Genomic DNA, 13,510 nt, shown 5'->3' with positions numbered 1-13,510 from the left:
CGCCTAGTCGTCGATGGGAAAAATGGCAAGGAAGATTTGCAACGCATCTTCCTTGTCGGGTTTTTGCAACAAAACCGGCAATAGAAGACGTATGGCTTTTTGCCATTCCTTTTGAAATATCCGCAATTGGTGGATCTGGGGCTTTGTGCTCAGGCGCACTGTCGTCATTGCTGAATGCAAACCCGAAGAATAACGACAATCGACTTCACGGGCGAATGCGCCGCGCCAGTTCTCGCCGGTAAGGGCAACAACATTCTCCCCTTCAAGCAATATAAGAAAATCGTCCTTTTGCGGGACGTACTCATAAATGCAGATGTTGCCAATCCAGGGCTCTAGTGTGTCCGGGCGAAATTCCTCGCGCGTTGGAATTTGACCGTTCTTGGCATGTGCGCTCCAGAAATCCAACAGGGTATGCGCATCCGGCGGAGCGTCATCATCCAGAAACTCCTGCGGAATTTCCATTTCCCTGTCACCGCCCAGCTTGATCATGACTTCCCACACCTTCTGTCAGATGGCATGCAGAGGTTTGATGAAAATCCGATGCGATATCAGAATCCTCAGTCACCAGCTGCCATCCTCCCAAACCAATGCCTACTATTCACGTGGGGAGAGCAAAGCGCTAAACAAGCTTTCCGTCATGTATGGCGGCTATTTTCTGTTGCATAGAAAGTGGCTGACAAAGACCTGCTGGATAACCTTTCCTGACCGATCCGATGTCTGCACGGGCAGCATGATACGCAGCCACTCTTCCCAGGTTGTGCGTTCAAGCCCCACCCGGTGAAAGGCGGGCTTCCCGGAAGCAATCACTTCAAGAAGAGTCGGATAGACTGTCGTCCCGAAATCCAGATCAATCTGGCGCGGAGAGCACCCCAGATAACATTCACCGCTTGCCGCAATGATATTGGGGGCATCAATACGAATGATGAAATCACGCTTTTCCGGCAAGTACTCATAGATGCTGATATCGTCGATCCACTGCGACAAGACGTCTGTGTGCAATCGCTTGCGGCTGGGAACTTGCCCGTTGCGCGCCGCATCCCACCAAATTTCTACATATGCCCGAACACGGTGATCGGTATCATCGGGCAAGTGTGGAATCCGTACTTCCTGCGCATAAGCCATTGCGCGTCATGCCCCTTGATCTTCTGTCCTTGAATCCACGAATACAGGAAACAGACAGCAGTGCGCAATAGCCTTCCCGTACACCAAATACGCGTTACAATTTAATGATTTAAAGCAGCACTGTAAGCAGTAAAAAAAGCTGTCGCCCCGTTTTGGATCAAAGCGCCCACGGCAACACGGGAAGATCATGGAAATTCATTCCAGAATAGGATGCTCGATCTATGACCAAGACACTATAAATCTGCTTGCCTTCGCGTTGCAGTGCGATTTGAAGCACCGCGACATTCTCGTCCGGGCTAAAACCAAGTTCAACCAAGCCATCGTCAAGAATCTCAGAATCGACTTGCATCAAATCATGCGACCGAAAGACGTCAAAATTCGCCTGTTTCGCATCAACAGCCCAATATCCACAGAGACCGCCATCCGACGACACACCGATAAACGTTCCCGAACCATCGGGCTCTGCAGTCAGCACATACATTTGAAGCGCATCGGCAAAAAGCTTGTCTTCAGGGCGATCAAACTGAACACCAGTCGAACCCGCTACCTGTTCTGCTTCTCTTCTGATGGCGTCTACGTTACCGGCATGAGGCAAACAAACTTCATCTAGTACCGCTGAAAATATATCGCTGGCTGTTTCGTCGGGGTTGGCCCTGCGCTTTGCAAGGGCGCCGGACACCATTCCAAATATTGAACTTTCTTCGCGGAATGCGTTTGGGGTCATAAACTCGACGACATCAAGTAACTGACCTTTGTCCGTAATTATCTTGTATTGTTTAACCGGAAGGCGATGGATTTCGCTAAATCCATATTGCAAATCCAGCACTTCGCCGAAATCGAAAGACGTTCCCATATCTTCCATTTCCAGACCAAAAGCATCGCCAATGCTTTTGCGGAACTCGACCGATTGCTTCGTGATGACCGCGCAGCTCTCACCTTCTTTCTGCGCAAGTACACCAGCAAAACCTCCGCCCGCGCCAATGGGATAGATTGTCGCGGTAACCTCTCTAAAGCCAATTTGGCTTTCTTTCGTTTTCGGTTTATCGATCGCTAACGCACGGGCTGCTTTGTCAATTGCATCTGCATTGCCAATGTTATCCACGCAGACTTCATCCAAGGCGTTAATGAGTACTCTGTACTGTGTTTCCCGTAATTCTGAGAACCCGGTTTGGGTACGCCCACCAGAGGTTTGACACCCCGATAAAATCAGCAGCGAAGCAAGAACACCGAACGTAAAACGCATACCTCGCTCCGATCAGAACGCACTGGGTTTTAAAGAATGCCAATCACAAAAAACATCTGCATGGGTAATGCGCAGCTCATAAGAGCTAAGATACCCCTCACGTAACAAGCAATAAAACAGGACAGTTCAGACTGCAACCTGAAGATTTAATGAAGCAACCAACAAACAACCGATAATAGACCTTAAACCGGCATCGCATCCCGATAGCGTTGCAGCAGGCGACTTTCTGTGCGATTGCGGCCATCAAGATTGGAAATCCACACAATCTGGTACGGGGCCAGTTTCATCACGCCGTCATAATCTTCGATCACTTGTTGCGTGATCAGGTCCTGCCAGCCTTCGGTCATGATCAGATTGATCTTTGAAAGATCAAGATCCTGCGGGTGTTCGGTCAGGTTAAAGACGCAGAATATGCTTTGCTCATTCAGATGCGATTGGCGCCACACACCCAAAAGGTCCGGCCCAAGGTTAAGCGTATATTGCGTTGCGTTCGGGTGGAAAGCCGGCTGCCCCTGACGGATCGACATGAGTTCTCGCAACTGATCAAAGGCAGAGCGCGCAACACCCTCACGAGACAGCGTTTCCTCTGCATCATCAAGCTTCCAGATTTTCCGGTTCAGGCGCCTTGGAATACCGGTTTCCTCATAGGCCTTTTGATCGTTTTCGGTCGAAAGGATCGTCTGAATATAAATCGCCGGAATGCCTTCGAGCGACATGGCTATCGCCTGGCTCATGACAAAGCGCTCAAGGCCCATGGTGGCCTCGCCCGCGAAGTTTTCAGCCAGCATGCTAAACAGCGTGACATTCAACTCATAAGGCTTCTGCCCACCGCCCTTAAGCGCCCGATAACTGACCTGCCCGCCCATCTTGACGGCATGTTCCTTAAGCCCATCAATATCGGCATCAGGGATCAGGTTTTCCGCCGGACGCAATCCAATACCGTCATGACTTGCAGTGAAGTTAAAGAAGGTACATCCCGCCGGGGCCGGTGGCATCGCCATGATGCATTTGCGGATATAGTCAGACCGGCCACTGAGAAGCGCATGAATAATCACCGGCGGCAGCGAGAAATTATAAATCAGATGCGCTTCGTCCTGATTGCCGAAATAGGACAGGTTTTCGAGCAATGGCAGGTTGGTTTCGGTAATGAACAACACATCAGGATGCACGGCATTACACGCCAGTCGCATCGCCTTGATCAGTTTGTGCGTCTGTTCAAGGTTGATGGAAGTGGTACCGACTTCCTTCCAGATAAAGCCAATCGCATCGAGGCGCACCACCCGCACACCGTGCTTAAGGTAATTAAGCACGACCTTGAGCATCTCGAAAAACACATCCGGATTGCCGTAATCCAGATCAACCTGATCATAGCTAAACGTACACCAGACCTGCTTTTCGCCGTCCTTGGTCACGACATGATTAAGCAATTCGTGACTGCGCGGGCGCACAACATCGGACAGGTCATCGGCAAGACTTGCGGTTTTGATGTAATCGACACCGGGCTTCTCCCCGGCCAGAAATTGCTGATACCATGGATGGGATGCGGAAATATGGTTGGCAACCAGATCGGCCATGACAGTGCCATGCTTTGCCAGATCCTCGACATCACTCCAGTCGCCCAGTTCCGGACGCAGCATATCAAAATCACTGACTGAAAAACCATCATCCGACGTAAAGGGATGAAACGGCAGAATATGAATGCCCGTCAGCCAGTCTTTCAGCCATTTGCGATGAAATTCACCAAGGCTTTGCAGGCCCTTCTTGCCGTCCTGCTGAATGCTGTCGCCATAGGTGATCAGAAACGCGTCGCGCTGATCCCACTTGCGCAGGTATTCCTCGCAGGGCTCCGGCCCTTCACCCTCAATCGGCAAGCCCAAAACCTCGAACACGCGGCGCACCAGTTCTGCGTGGTCGTGGCCCGGATACACATCCGCAAGCAGGTTGCGCATCGCGCTGGCAAACGCAATACGCCCCGAGGTTCCGACAACACGATCCATACTGGTTCCTTCCGGGCAGGCAATTCAAATAATTAGACCAATGAAATAATGAATTTGCCTGTGATGCAAGCAGGCATTTTATTGTGATGGAAAACTGCGCAAATCTACATCACACAATCAACTAAAACGTTGAAAACTTGGATTTTTTATTAACGAGTATGAAGTTTGAAGAACGACATGCCATCTAAGGAAAATAATACTCTGTGCATAATAGCCTATTTTAGAAACCCAAAAACTTGCGTCCGCCTATCGAAACCAAAAAGCAACCGCAGGATTAGAGGCCGCCAAACTATTAATGGTACAAAAAAACCGGTTACGGCACAGAAGGTATATGTTGGAAGGATAGAACTATGGGACGGGTCCTCAGTAAGGAAGTAGGCCATTAGAAAGAATGGCCCCAACCAATGCATCCAAAACAAATGCCATTTCGGATGCGAGCGCCGCCGCCATCCGCTTTTAGTTGGCTTGCGAGTGATGCGACAAGTTACCAGGCTGCGATGCGGACCAAATAAACCAAACAAACCAAGGATAGTGGCGACACTACAATTCAGCCAATCCGTCGACCGCATCACATCGTTATAATCAAGATAACCAGCGATTATCGGCCATAATATTAAACTGGCTCCACCATACTTGACGACTTTCAGCTTATAAAAGGCGACATACCTTCTTAGCGACGAGTACTTCACAATGCCCCCCTGTTATTGACATAGCATATACGCATCCAATCGATAGAAGAGCACTGATATCATTCAATTAGCAAGGGCATCGATTATCTCGACACCCTTGCAAGAAATCCTTTGCGGCCCCGCTTACTATGGCGCAATCGTCACCTCAACCAAAGCATGGGTGCGGTTGGTGTCGATATGCTTGATGGCATCGCGCAGGATACCGGGCAAATCTTCGGCACGTTTGGCCTTGGCGACCCAGGCGCGGCTGGCCTCCGCGACCTTGGTGAAGTCGGGGCTGGGTTTCAGCGCAGTCAGCGGCATCTCATTGGTTTTGGCAGCAAAGCCATCCGGGTACATGCCCGTCACCGACTGGCGCACGGCCCCCCATTCATTGTTATTCAGAACAAGGATCAGGATCGGAAGCTCAAGTGCCTCGGCAATCTGATGGCAGGCCGTCGGGTTGGCAAACATATAGGATCCATCCCCCATGGTGGCGACGACCAGCTTGTCCTTATCCGCCAACTGATAGCCCATCGATGCCGGGAAAGACCAGCCAAGCCCGCCGGAATGGGGTTCCTGATACCAGCTGCTGTGTTCTGAAAGCGAAAGCGGCTCCAGCGGACAGCCCAGCTCGGAAAATACCGTGGCAGAGCGCCCGGCAATCGCATCGGACAGACAGCGTGACACATAGGCCTTGGACATCGGATCCACCGCGCCGGCATCTGCCATTGCAAGCGCATTTTTGCGGGTTTCGGCGTTGGTCTCTGCGACTTTGTCTCGGCGATCTGCACAAACCGATTTATGGTCTTCGTGGCGGCGATCCATGGCATCTGCCAGCATCATGATCACGTCACCGGCTTCACCAACAAGCGAGATATCGGCGGCAAAATTCCGCCCCGGAAAGCGCGAATAAAGCGGGTTCTGGCCAATCTGAATGACTTTGCAGTCAGCGCGCAAATCATGGATATCGGGCGACCAGGGGGCAAGGCAATCGATCACCACCACCGCATCGGCATCCTTAAGCCAGGGCGCCGGATCCATTCCGGCAAACATTGGATGTTCTGTCCCAATCGCAAGCTGGATCGCCCAGTACTGCACGACCGGAATGCCCCACTGATCAACCAGATCGCCAAAGCGGCCAAAGGCTTCCGCCGTGCCCGTACCACGCTGGGCAATGATCATCGGGTTCGTGGCATTGGCCAGAATGTCTGCGGCCGCCTCAACCGATGCTTGCGGTGGCGCGACAGGAACCGGCTGCATACGCAAAGGCCCGTCAATCTGGTCACCCGGGCACGGTTCGCACAGAACTTCACGCGGCAGGCTGACATAGGTCGGGCCCTTGGGCACCGATGATGCAATCGCATAGGCACGGTCGACGACATCCGGCACCTGTTCGGGGAATTTAAGCTCATACTCCCATTTCGTGCTTTCACGCACGAGTGCGGCCTGATCGCGCATTTCCTGGCCCCAGCCAATCGGCACCGTGCGCGCACCCAGTCGTCCCTTTTCCATCACCGGGGTGCGGCCCGACATCAGAACGACCGGGACATGTTCGGTCGCGGCATTGATCGCGCCAATCGCACAGTTCGCAAGCCCGACGTTGGTGTGTGCCATTACGGCCTGTGTCTTGCCGGTCGCAAGGTAGTAACCATGCGCCATGCCCATCGCCGCATTTTCATGCGGCATGATCAGCGCGTGCGGCAGGCTGATATCCTTTGCCGCCGCCTCGGCCAGGCCTTCGATGATCGGCGGGAAGTCGGTCCCGGAATTGGCAAAGATGTAGTCAATCCCGATGGCCTTCATGCGGGCCAGAACCGCCCCACCGGCGGTCAGGGTGATTTGACCGGGTTTTTCCTGCTTGTCGCTTTTCATCAGACGCCTCTTGCTTTTTCGCTTAATATTTCTATAATTGAAATATGATTTATAATATAGTTTATTACTGAAATCCGCTGCCCGTCAAGACAGGACGGCAGCCCTCTTTTTGTTTGCGTGGAGCAAAACCATCCGATGACCAGTCAACTCAATGGTTCCGTACTAAAGGCGTTCAAGATCCTTGATCTGTTTGCCGCCGGGAAAAGCGAACTGACCGCCAAGGAAACGGCCGATGCGCTAGGCATCAACATGATCACCGCGCACCGGTTCTTGCACACGCTGGTACATGCCGGGGCGTTACGGGCAACGTCGCGCGGGGTTTTCAGGCTGGGATACATATTTGCGGATCTGGGGGATCGCGTTTTGCATGATGGCAGTCTGCCGACCATCCTGCAGCCGATCCTTGATCAGCTGGCACGCGAAACAGGTGAAGCCTGCATGGCGACAGAATTTGATCGCGACATGGCGGTCTGCATTGCCAAGGCCCTGCCAGACCGGCCGCTTTATGTCGATATCCGGATTGGATCGCGCCTTGATGCCTTTTGCACGGCACATGGCAAGTTGTGGCTGGCATATATGAACACAGAGGATCAGGATCGCTATTTCAAGAATGCCAGCCTGACCGGCATGACCGATCACACCATCACCGATATCGATACACTGAAATCAGAACTCGCCACCATCCGCAATCAGGGCTTTGCCACCAACAATGGCGAACGCGAACATGACATCTATGCCATCGCCGTTCCGATCACCACGACGCACGGCAAGATGATCTCTGCCTTTTCCGTCTTTGGTGCATCGCCTGCAATCCTTGATCAGAATCACAGCAGGGTTTTGGCCGCGCTGAACGCGGCAGCAAAAAGCGCCCGGAATGTCATTTATGGTGATGCGTAATCTATATGCCGAATTGCACCGGGGGATTTGCCCGTGGTGCGCTTGAACGCACGGCTAAATGCAGCAACCGAGGCATAGCCAAGTCGATCAGCAACCTCGTCCAATGGCAGCTTCTCGCGACTGATCCACTGGCTGGCCAGACGCATGCGCAGATTGGTCAGATATTGCTGTGGGGTTGCCTTGGTCAAGGCGACAAACCGCTCGGCAAAGACTGATCGCGATACACCCATTTCGGACGCCATATCCGCAACTGACCAGTTCCGCCCCGGCTCCTTGTGAAGGGCTGCCAGAACACGCGCCAGCTTGGGATCACGAACAGCTTCGACCCAACCGCACACATCACAGCCTGCCTCAACCCAGCGCCGCAATATTGCCGCGGCCACTACATCGGCAAGCCGTGTCAGAATAACGCCATATCCCGGACGCTTTGCACGAAGTTCTGATGTCATAACATCGAGTATCGCCGGGATCTGCGGATCATGATCCGGCACGGTTTCGATATGCATGACTTCAGGCTTGAGGTGGGCCAAAGGATGCAACCAGCCCAGATCAAACTCCATCGCACAACTGAAAATCAGATTATCCTTGGACCGACAAACATCGGCCTCACAGGCCCGGATTTCGGATGCGGCATCACAAAGCCGTGCCTTTTGAAAATCATCCACACTGCGAAGGGCCACGCCATCTTCACTGTAAAGGTCATGAATGCCTGCACAGGGCAACAACACCGCATCACCACAGCCCAAAACATGGACAGCACCGCTTTTGGTTCGCAGATGTACCGTGCCCAGACCGATGAAATGAAACCAGGCGCGGTTTTCTTCCTGATCCTCGCCAAAGCGCAGGCCATAGGGGGCGGAAATTTCGATCCGGCGGTAATCAAGCCCGCGTAGACGGACACCTGAAAGAAGTTCACTGACCATGTCGTGACCGGATGCATTGAACTGGCCTTCGATCTGATCAGATGGGCTGTTGAGGTCGATATTGGGTGTGGGTGACATGATTTTCGGACGATTGATCAATTAATACGGACAGCCTGTCATAGATCGTCCGACGGGTCCAGACTATTTTGGGTGCAAAGCAAAACATCAACTCAAAGGACTTTTCCATGAGTGAACCGCAATCCCGCCCCACATCCGCAACGGATCAAACAGCCAAGCCTGCACCTGCTGCGTGGGCCGCTGTGATTTCCATGACGCTCGGGGTGTTCGGGCTCGTAACCGCCGAGTTTCTACCGGTCAGCCTGCTCACCCCAATGGCAAACGAACTGAATGTCACCGAAGGGCTGGCTGGTCAGGCCGTCTCGGCCACCGCCATCCTTGCCCTGATCACAAGTCTTCTGATTGCAACCGTCACCCGCCGGTTTGACCGCCGCAATGTGCTGCTGAGCTTCTCGGTCTTGCTGGTGATCTCGAGCATTATGGTGGCGACGGCTGAAAACTTCGCGTTGCTCTTGGCCGGTCGCGTGCTCCTTGGCATTGGCCTGGGCGGCTTCTGGACCATGTCGGCTGCCACCATCATGCGCCTTGTCCCGGAGAAAAGCGTTCCGCGTGCCCTTGCTATCATGTTTAGCGGCGTTTCGGCCGCGACCGTTTTTGCCGCACCGCTTGGCAGCTTCCTTGGTGATATTATCAGCTGGCGTGCCGTCTTCATGCTCGCAGCCGGTATTGGTGTAATCACCTTTATCGTGCAATTCATGACCTTGCCATCGCTGCCACCGCGCGGGCGCGCATCCCTTCGCACCCTGATTGATCTAATCAATCGTCCGGGCATGAAATTTGGCCTGTTTTCGCTGGTGATCATTATCACCGGTCACTTTACGCTATTTACCTATGTCCGCCCATTCCTTGAAAACATCACAGGCGTGGCAACGGCAGGCGTTTCGGGCGTGTTGCTGGGCTTCGGGATTGCCAATTTTGTGGGCACCCATCTGGCAGGCGCGCTGATCGCAAAATCACTGCGCATGACCATCGCACTGATGCCGCTTGTCATGGGGCTCGCCACCCTTGGCATGGTGATGATCAATGGTGCGTTTAACCCGACCATCGTCCTTGTCGCGATCTGGGGTGCTGCATTCGGTGGTGTGCCCGTCGCATGGTCAACCTGGATTACACGCACCGTCCCGGACGAAGCCGAAAGTGGCGGCGGCCTTGTCGTAGCCGGTTTCCAGACCGCGATTGCCAGCGGTGCTGTGATCGGCGGGCTTCTGTTTGATTTCGTCGGATCGCTTGGCGTGTTTGGCGTGGGTGGCACCGTGCTTGTTGTTGCATCGGTTATTGTGACCATTGCACTTCGCCCTGCCCCGATTGTGAGCGAACAGACATAACACCCCTATCGTGCCGTCACCACACAACATACCAAGGACAGCAGATCTCCCTGCTGTCCTTATTTTTTTGAATGTCCGCCGCATAAAAAAACCGGCCCATCTCTGGGCCGGCTGCAGTCGTGTCGTTTTGGAGGTAGACAGGGTTTTTAGCCCTTGGGAGTCTCAGAGAGACCTCAGATCGCCTTGATGTTGAGCGGGCGTTCGGCCTGCTGCATCAAGCGGTTGCGAATTGGACGGCCAAATAGCGGCGATTCAATTTCGAACTCATCACCATCCTGCGTGGTCACGCCATCAGCAAAGCTGAGCGTCGCGGTCCCGAAGAAATGCGCATGCACATCGCCCGGACGGCGGAACAGGTCATATTTGAAGTGGTGATATTCAAGGTTGGCAAGCGAGTGCGACATATTGTCTTCGCCGCTGACGAACTGCTTTTCCCAGATCACCTCGCCATCGCGATACAGGCGCGAAGTGCCCTCGACATGGCTTGGCAAATCACCAAGCAGCAATTCAGGCCCCATAGAGCAATGACGCAGCTTCGAGTGCGCAAGATACAGGTAGTTCTGGCGCTCCATCACATGGTCGGAAAACTCGTTCCCGATGGCAAAGCCGATGCGCACCGGGGTACCATCATGGTCAATGACATAAACCGCAGCAATTTCCGGTTCTTCACTGCCATCAAGGGCGAAGGACGGGCTTGGAATATCGGCACCCGGATTGGCAACGATGGAACCATCACCCTTATAGAACCATTCCGGCTGTACACCGTGTTCGCCAGCCTTGGGCTTGCCGCCCTCGACACCCATGCGGAACATTTTCATGGAATCGGTTTCGTTGGCGTCCTTGTTATCAGCCTTGTGCATGTTCGCACGCGCCGATGCCGATCCAAGATGGGTAAGGCCGGTGCCGGTCACAAGAAAATGCGCCGGATCAACATGGGTAACCGGCGGCAAAAGGCGGCCATCACGAGCAACTTCGTTATAGTCGACGGTGGTGTCGCCCATACGCAACTTGGCTTTCTCGATCATCGTCATGCCCTTGGCGAGCGCGATGGTCGCAAGTTCACGGGTAGTGGAAACACCCTTGAGCGGGATCAGGGTGTTTTCGTCTTCGACCACGGCGACATGCTGCGCGCCAGCCGTATCTTTGAATTGAACCAGTCTCATTAATTCTGTCCTGAAAGGTCTGGGTTAGTTGCTAAGAGTTGTCTTTTTGCTGGTGCGGATCAGACCCAACCACCGTCAACGATGAAGTTCTGCGCAGTAACCATGCGGGCTTCATCAGAAATCAAAAACAGCGCCATGCGGGCGATATCGTCCGGCAGGACCTTGTTTTTAAGGCACTGACGCTGGTCGATTTCGCGTTCGGCAGCTTCATCGACCCACAGGTCAAGTTGGCGCTGGGTCATGACCCAACCGGGCACAAGGGTGTTGACGCGGATATGATCCTTGCCAAGGTCGCGCGCCATGCCACGTGTCAGGCCATGGGTTGCCGCCTTTGCCGTGGTATAGCCCGGCATGCCGCCCTGCCCCATCATCCAGCTGACCGATCCGAAATTGATGATCGCGCCGCCACCGGCTTTTTGCATCATCGGCGCCACCGCCTGAATGGCAAAGAAGGACGGGCGAATATTGATCGCCTGGCGTTCATCCCAGTATTCCGGGGTAACATCCTGCCATTTATGACGGGTATCGTTCGCCGCATTGTTCATGAGGCCGGTGATCGGACCGTTCACTTCTGCGGCCTTGGCCACTGCGGCCTGCAGGGCAGGAATATCGGTCAGGTCACATTTGATGAAGAGCGGCGCGTTGCGCGCATCCTTGGAAAGCTTTTCAACAAGTGCGTTGCCTGCATCTTCCATGATGTCAACAAAGGCAACTTTTGCGCCCTGTTCAACAAAGGCGGTTACAATCGCCTCGCCAATGCCCGACGCACCACCGGTGATGAATACCGATTTGTCTTCAAGGCTTGTGTAATGTGTCGGCATGCGATCAGACATGATCGTTTCATCTCCCGTCATGTGGTTTCTGTTCTTCGGTGCCGCGCGCAAGACTCCCTTACGCGCCGGTCATGATTTCACGACAAAACTGACAGAAAGTTCATCCATTGCCAAATGTGCGGCGCAGCAGAAAAAAGAAATCTGAGATCAGCTGTTTCTCATCCCTGCCGATGCAATCCAGCCCCACTTAAAGGGCCGGGCGCGTTCCCTCGCACGGCGTCATGATGCTTCCTCCTGAAAATCTTGTTTTTTATTCTTCATACAATAACATTAATGATCAGGATATCCGGGCCTGTCAAGCGTCAAACCACCAACTCTTTCCTTTCGGTCAGGGCAAACTTTGTTTATAAGTTCATGACATACGAAAATACATAATTACCCCTGTACCGGTATCTCCGAAATAATTATATGCTTTGCAGCACAAGCCCTTGCGGGTGCCAGATAAGTTGCTCTGAAAATTAATTCATATTATATGAATAATTGCAAAGCGGGCCTTCTTGCCTTTCGCTTTCCATTCAGGGCCACGCCGGAGGGAATATATGTCGTCCACCATGTCGAGAACTTACGCCAAACGCAGCCTGCACAGCATTGTTGCACATGATCTTGGTGCACGCATTGTTTCGGGCAAGCTGGTGCCTGGCGATGTCCTGCCGACAGAGGCGGCATTAAGTGAATCCCTTGACGTATCGCGCACAGCCCTTCGTGAGGCAATCAAGATCCTGTCGGCCAAGGGGCTTATTGAATCGCGCCCCAAAACAGGGACGCGCGTTAAGCCACGGTCAAGCTGGAACCTGCTTGATCCCGATGTGCTGTCATGGCACTTCCCCGATCCGGACCCGGCGTTCCTGTATGCGTTGTTTGAAACCCGCCTGATCATTGAACCCAACACAGCAGCCATGGCTGCTGTACGGGCAACACCCGATGAAATCAAGGCCATTGGCGATGCCTATGATTCGATGGAAAATGCCGAGCCGGGCACCGAGGCCGTCTATTTGACCGATCTGGATTTCCATCAGAATATCCTGAACGCATCGGGTAATGACTTCATGAAATCGTTTGGCATGCTGATTGAAACAGCCCTGATCGGGTCGTTCCGCCTGTCATCCGGTGGCCCTGCCCCCCATGTGCAATCACTGCCCGATCATCAGGCTGTTTTTGCCGCCATCAGTCACCGCGACCCTGAAGAAGCCCGCTCGACCATGCATAGATTGCTGCGCCGGACCATGCGTCAGCTTCGCCATCAATTGGGCATGTCGGTTGAACATGACTGGGACCAGATCGGCCTGTAACGCCATTGGTCCAAACACATACCAAGATAATACGCAAAACCGGCCCTTTGGCCGGTTTTCTCGTTTCCAAAGGGATGACTTGGTGACGAAGGCAAGA

General features: G+C 53.4%; 12 protein-coding genes. 4 read left to right on the top strand and 8 right to left on the bottom strand.

Annotated elements, in window-relative coordinates:
- Positions 1-3 precede the first annotated feature (3 nt).
- The 5 genes from AUQ43_RS03015 to AUQ43_RS02995 form a co-directional block, all read right to left on the bottom strand.
- Complete coding sequence (locus AUQ43_RS03015) at positions 4-489, bottom strand: PAS domain-containing protein (protein ID WP_062954346.1); 486 nt, start codon at positions 487-489, stop codon at positions 4-6.
- Positions 490-648: 159 nt separating this feature from the next.
- Complete coding sequence (locus AUQ43_RS03010) at positions 649-1,122, bottom strand: hypothetical protein (protein WP_062954345.1); 474 nt, start codon at positions 1,120-1,122, stop codon at positions 649-651.
- A 157-nt stretch (positions 1,123-1,279) separates the two neighbouring features.
- Positions 1,280-2,365 carry a hypothetical protein gene (locus AUQ43_RS03005; protein WP_147250484.1) on the bottom strand — a complete coding sequence of 362 codons (1,086 nt, stop codon included), beginning with the start codon at positions 2,363-2,365 and terminating at the stop codon, positions 1,280-1,282.
- Between the two features lie 182 nt (positions 2,366-2,547).
- On the bottom strand, positions 2,548-4,362 hold the full coding sequence (locus AUQ43_RS03000; protein WP_062954343.1) for an alpha-amylase family glycosyl hydrolase: 1,815 nt from the start codon (positions 4,360-4,362) through the stop codon (positions 2,548-2,550).
- A gap of 815 nt (positions 4,363-5,177) precedes the next feature.
- Positions 5,178-6,905, bottom strand: a complete 1,728-nt coding sequence (locus tag AUQ43_RS02995) for a thiamine pyrophosphate-requiring protein (RefSeq protein WP_062954342.1) — start codon at positions 6,903-6,905, stop codon at positions 5,178-5,180.
- Between the two features lie 135 nt (positions 6,906-7,040).
- Here AUQ43_RS02995 and AUQ43_RS02990 point away from each other — a divergent pair, with 135 nt between their 5' ends.
- Entirely contained in the window at positions 7,041-7,802 is a 762-nt protein-coding gene (locus AUQ43_RS02990) for an IclR family transcriptional regulator (RefSeq protein ID WP_062954341.1), read from the top strand.
- On the opposite strand, the gene AUQ43_RS02985 is transcribed toward AUQ43_RS02990, so the two are convergent.
- Positions 7,787-8,803 carry an AraC family transcriptional regulator gene (locus AUQ43_RS02985; RefSeq protein ID WP_062954340.1) on the bottom strand — a complete coding sequence of 339 codons (1,017 nt, stop codon included), beginning with the start codon at positions 8,801-8,803 and terminating at the stop codon, positions 7,787-7,789. The genes AUQ43_RS02990 and AUQ43_RS02985 overlap by 16 nt on opposite strands.
- A 107-nt stretch (positions 8,804-8,910) precedes the next feature.
- Here AUQ43_RS02985 and AUQ43_RS02980 point away from each other — a divergent pair, with 107 nt between their 5' ends.
- A complete protein-coding gene (locus AUQ43_RS02980; protein ID WP_062954339.1) occupies positions 8,911-10,128 on the top strand; it encodes an MFS transporter in 1,218 nt (405 codons plus the stop codon).
- A gap of 173 nt (positions 10,129-10,301) precedes the next feature.
- Here the strand turns inward: AUQ43_RS02980 and araD1 are convergent, their stop codons facing one another.
- Together araD1 and AUQ43_RS02970 are read right to left on the bottom strand one after the other, a co-directional pair.
- The gene (gene araD1 / locus AUQ43_RS02975; protein ID WP_062954338.1) at positions 10,302-11,291 is read right to left on the bottom strand and encodes an AraD1 family protein; all 990 of its coding nucleotides are present in this window, start codon (positions 11,289-11,291) and stop codon (positions 10,302-10,304) included.
- A gap of 59 nt (positions 11,292-11,350) precedes the next feature.
- Complete coding sequence (locus tag AUQ43_RS02970; protein WP_062955224.1) at positions 11,351-12,124, bottom strand: SDR family NAD(P)-dependent oxidoreductase; 774 nt, start codon at positions 12,122-12,124, stop codon at positions 11,351-11,353.
- Here AUQ43_RS02970 and AUQ43_RS20220 point away from each other — a divergent pair.
- The gene (locus AUQ43_RS20220; protein WP_157088427.1) at positions 12,123-12,269 is read left to right on the top strand and encodes a hypothetical protein; all 147 of its coding nucleotides are present in this window, start codon (positions 12,123-12,125) and stop codon (positions 12,267-12,269) included. The two genes, AUQ43_RS02970 and AUQ43_RS20220, sit on opposite strands and share 2 nt — an antisense overlap.
- A 394-nt stretch (positions 12,270-12,663) precedes the next feature.
- Entirely contained in the window at positions 12,664-13,413 is a 750-nt protein-coding gene (locus AUQ43_RS02965; RefSeq protein ID WP_062954337.1) for a FadR/GntR family transcriptional regulator, read from the top strand.
- Positions 13,414-13,510: the final 97 nt, after the last annotated feature.

Source organism: Thalassospira sp. MCCC 1A01148 (genome assembly GCF_001613795.1).
Classification (GTDB): Bacteria; Pseudomonadota; Alphaproteobacteria; order Rhodospirillales; family Thalassospiraceae; genus Thalassospira.
Note: the sequence above shows the minus strand (reverse complement) of the source record. Positions and strands in the feature narration are given on the sequence as shown.

Excerpts from the sequence above, each read along its gene's own strand:
- AUQ43_RS03015 (WP_062954346.1), bottom strand. The coding sequence starts at position 489 with ATGATCAAGCTGGGCGGTGACAGGGAAATGGAAATTCCGCAGGAGTTT.
- AUQ43_RS03010 (WP_062954345.1), bottom strand. The coding sequence starts at position 1,122 with ATGGCTTATGCGCAGGAAGTACGGATTCCACACTTGCCCGATGATACC.
- AUQ43_RS03005 (WP_147250484.1), bottom strand. The coding sequence starts at position 2,365 with ATGCGTTTTACGTTCGGTGTTCTTGCTTCGCTGCTGATTTTATCGGGG.
- AUQ43_RS03000 (WP_062954343.1), bottom strand. The coding sequence starts at position 4,362 with ATGGATCGTGTTGTCGGAACCTCGGGGCGTATTGCGTTTGCCAGCGCG.
- AUQ43_RS02995 (WP_062954342.1), bottom strand. The coding sequence starts at position 6,905 with ATGAAAAGCGACAAGCAGGAAAAACCCGGTCAAATCACCCTGACCGCC.
- AUQ43_RS02990 (WP_062954341.1), top strand. The coding sequence starts at position 7,041 with ATGACCAGTCAACTCAATGGTTCCGTACTAAAGGCGTTCAAGATCCTT.
- AUQ43_RS02985 (WP_062954340.1), bottom strand. The coding sequence starts at position 8,803 with ATGTCACCCACACCCAATATCGACCTCAACAGCCCATCTGATCAGATC.
- AUQ43_RS02980 (WP_062954339.1), top strand. The coding sequence starts at position 8,911 with ATGAGTGAACCGCAATCCCGCCCCACATCCGCAACGGATCAAACAGCC.
- araD1 (WP_062954338.1), bottom strand. The coding sequence starts at position 11,291 with ATGAGACTGGTTCAATTCAAAGATACGGCTGGCGCGCAGCATGTCGCC.
- AUQ43_RS20220 (WP_157088427.1), top strand. The coding sequence starts at position 12,123 with ATGATCGTTTCATCTCCCGTCATGTGGTTTCTGTTCTTCGGTGCCGCG.
- AUQ43_RS02970 (WP_062955224.1), bottom strand. The coding sequence starts at position 12,124 with ATGTCTGATCGCATGCCGACACATTACACAAGCCTTGAAGACAAATCG.
- AUQ43_RS02965 (WP_062954337.1), top strand. The coding sequence starts at position 12,664 with ATGTCGTCCACCATGTCGAGAACTTACGCCAAACGCAGCCTGCACAGC.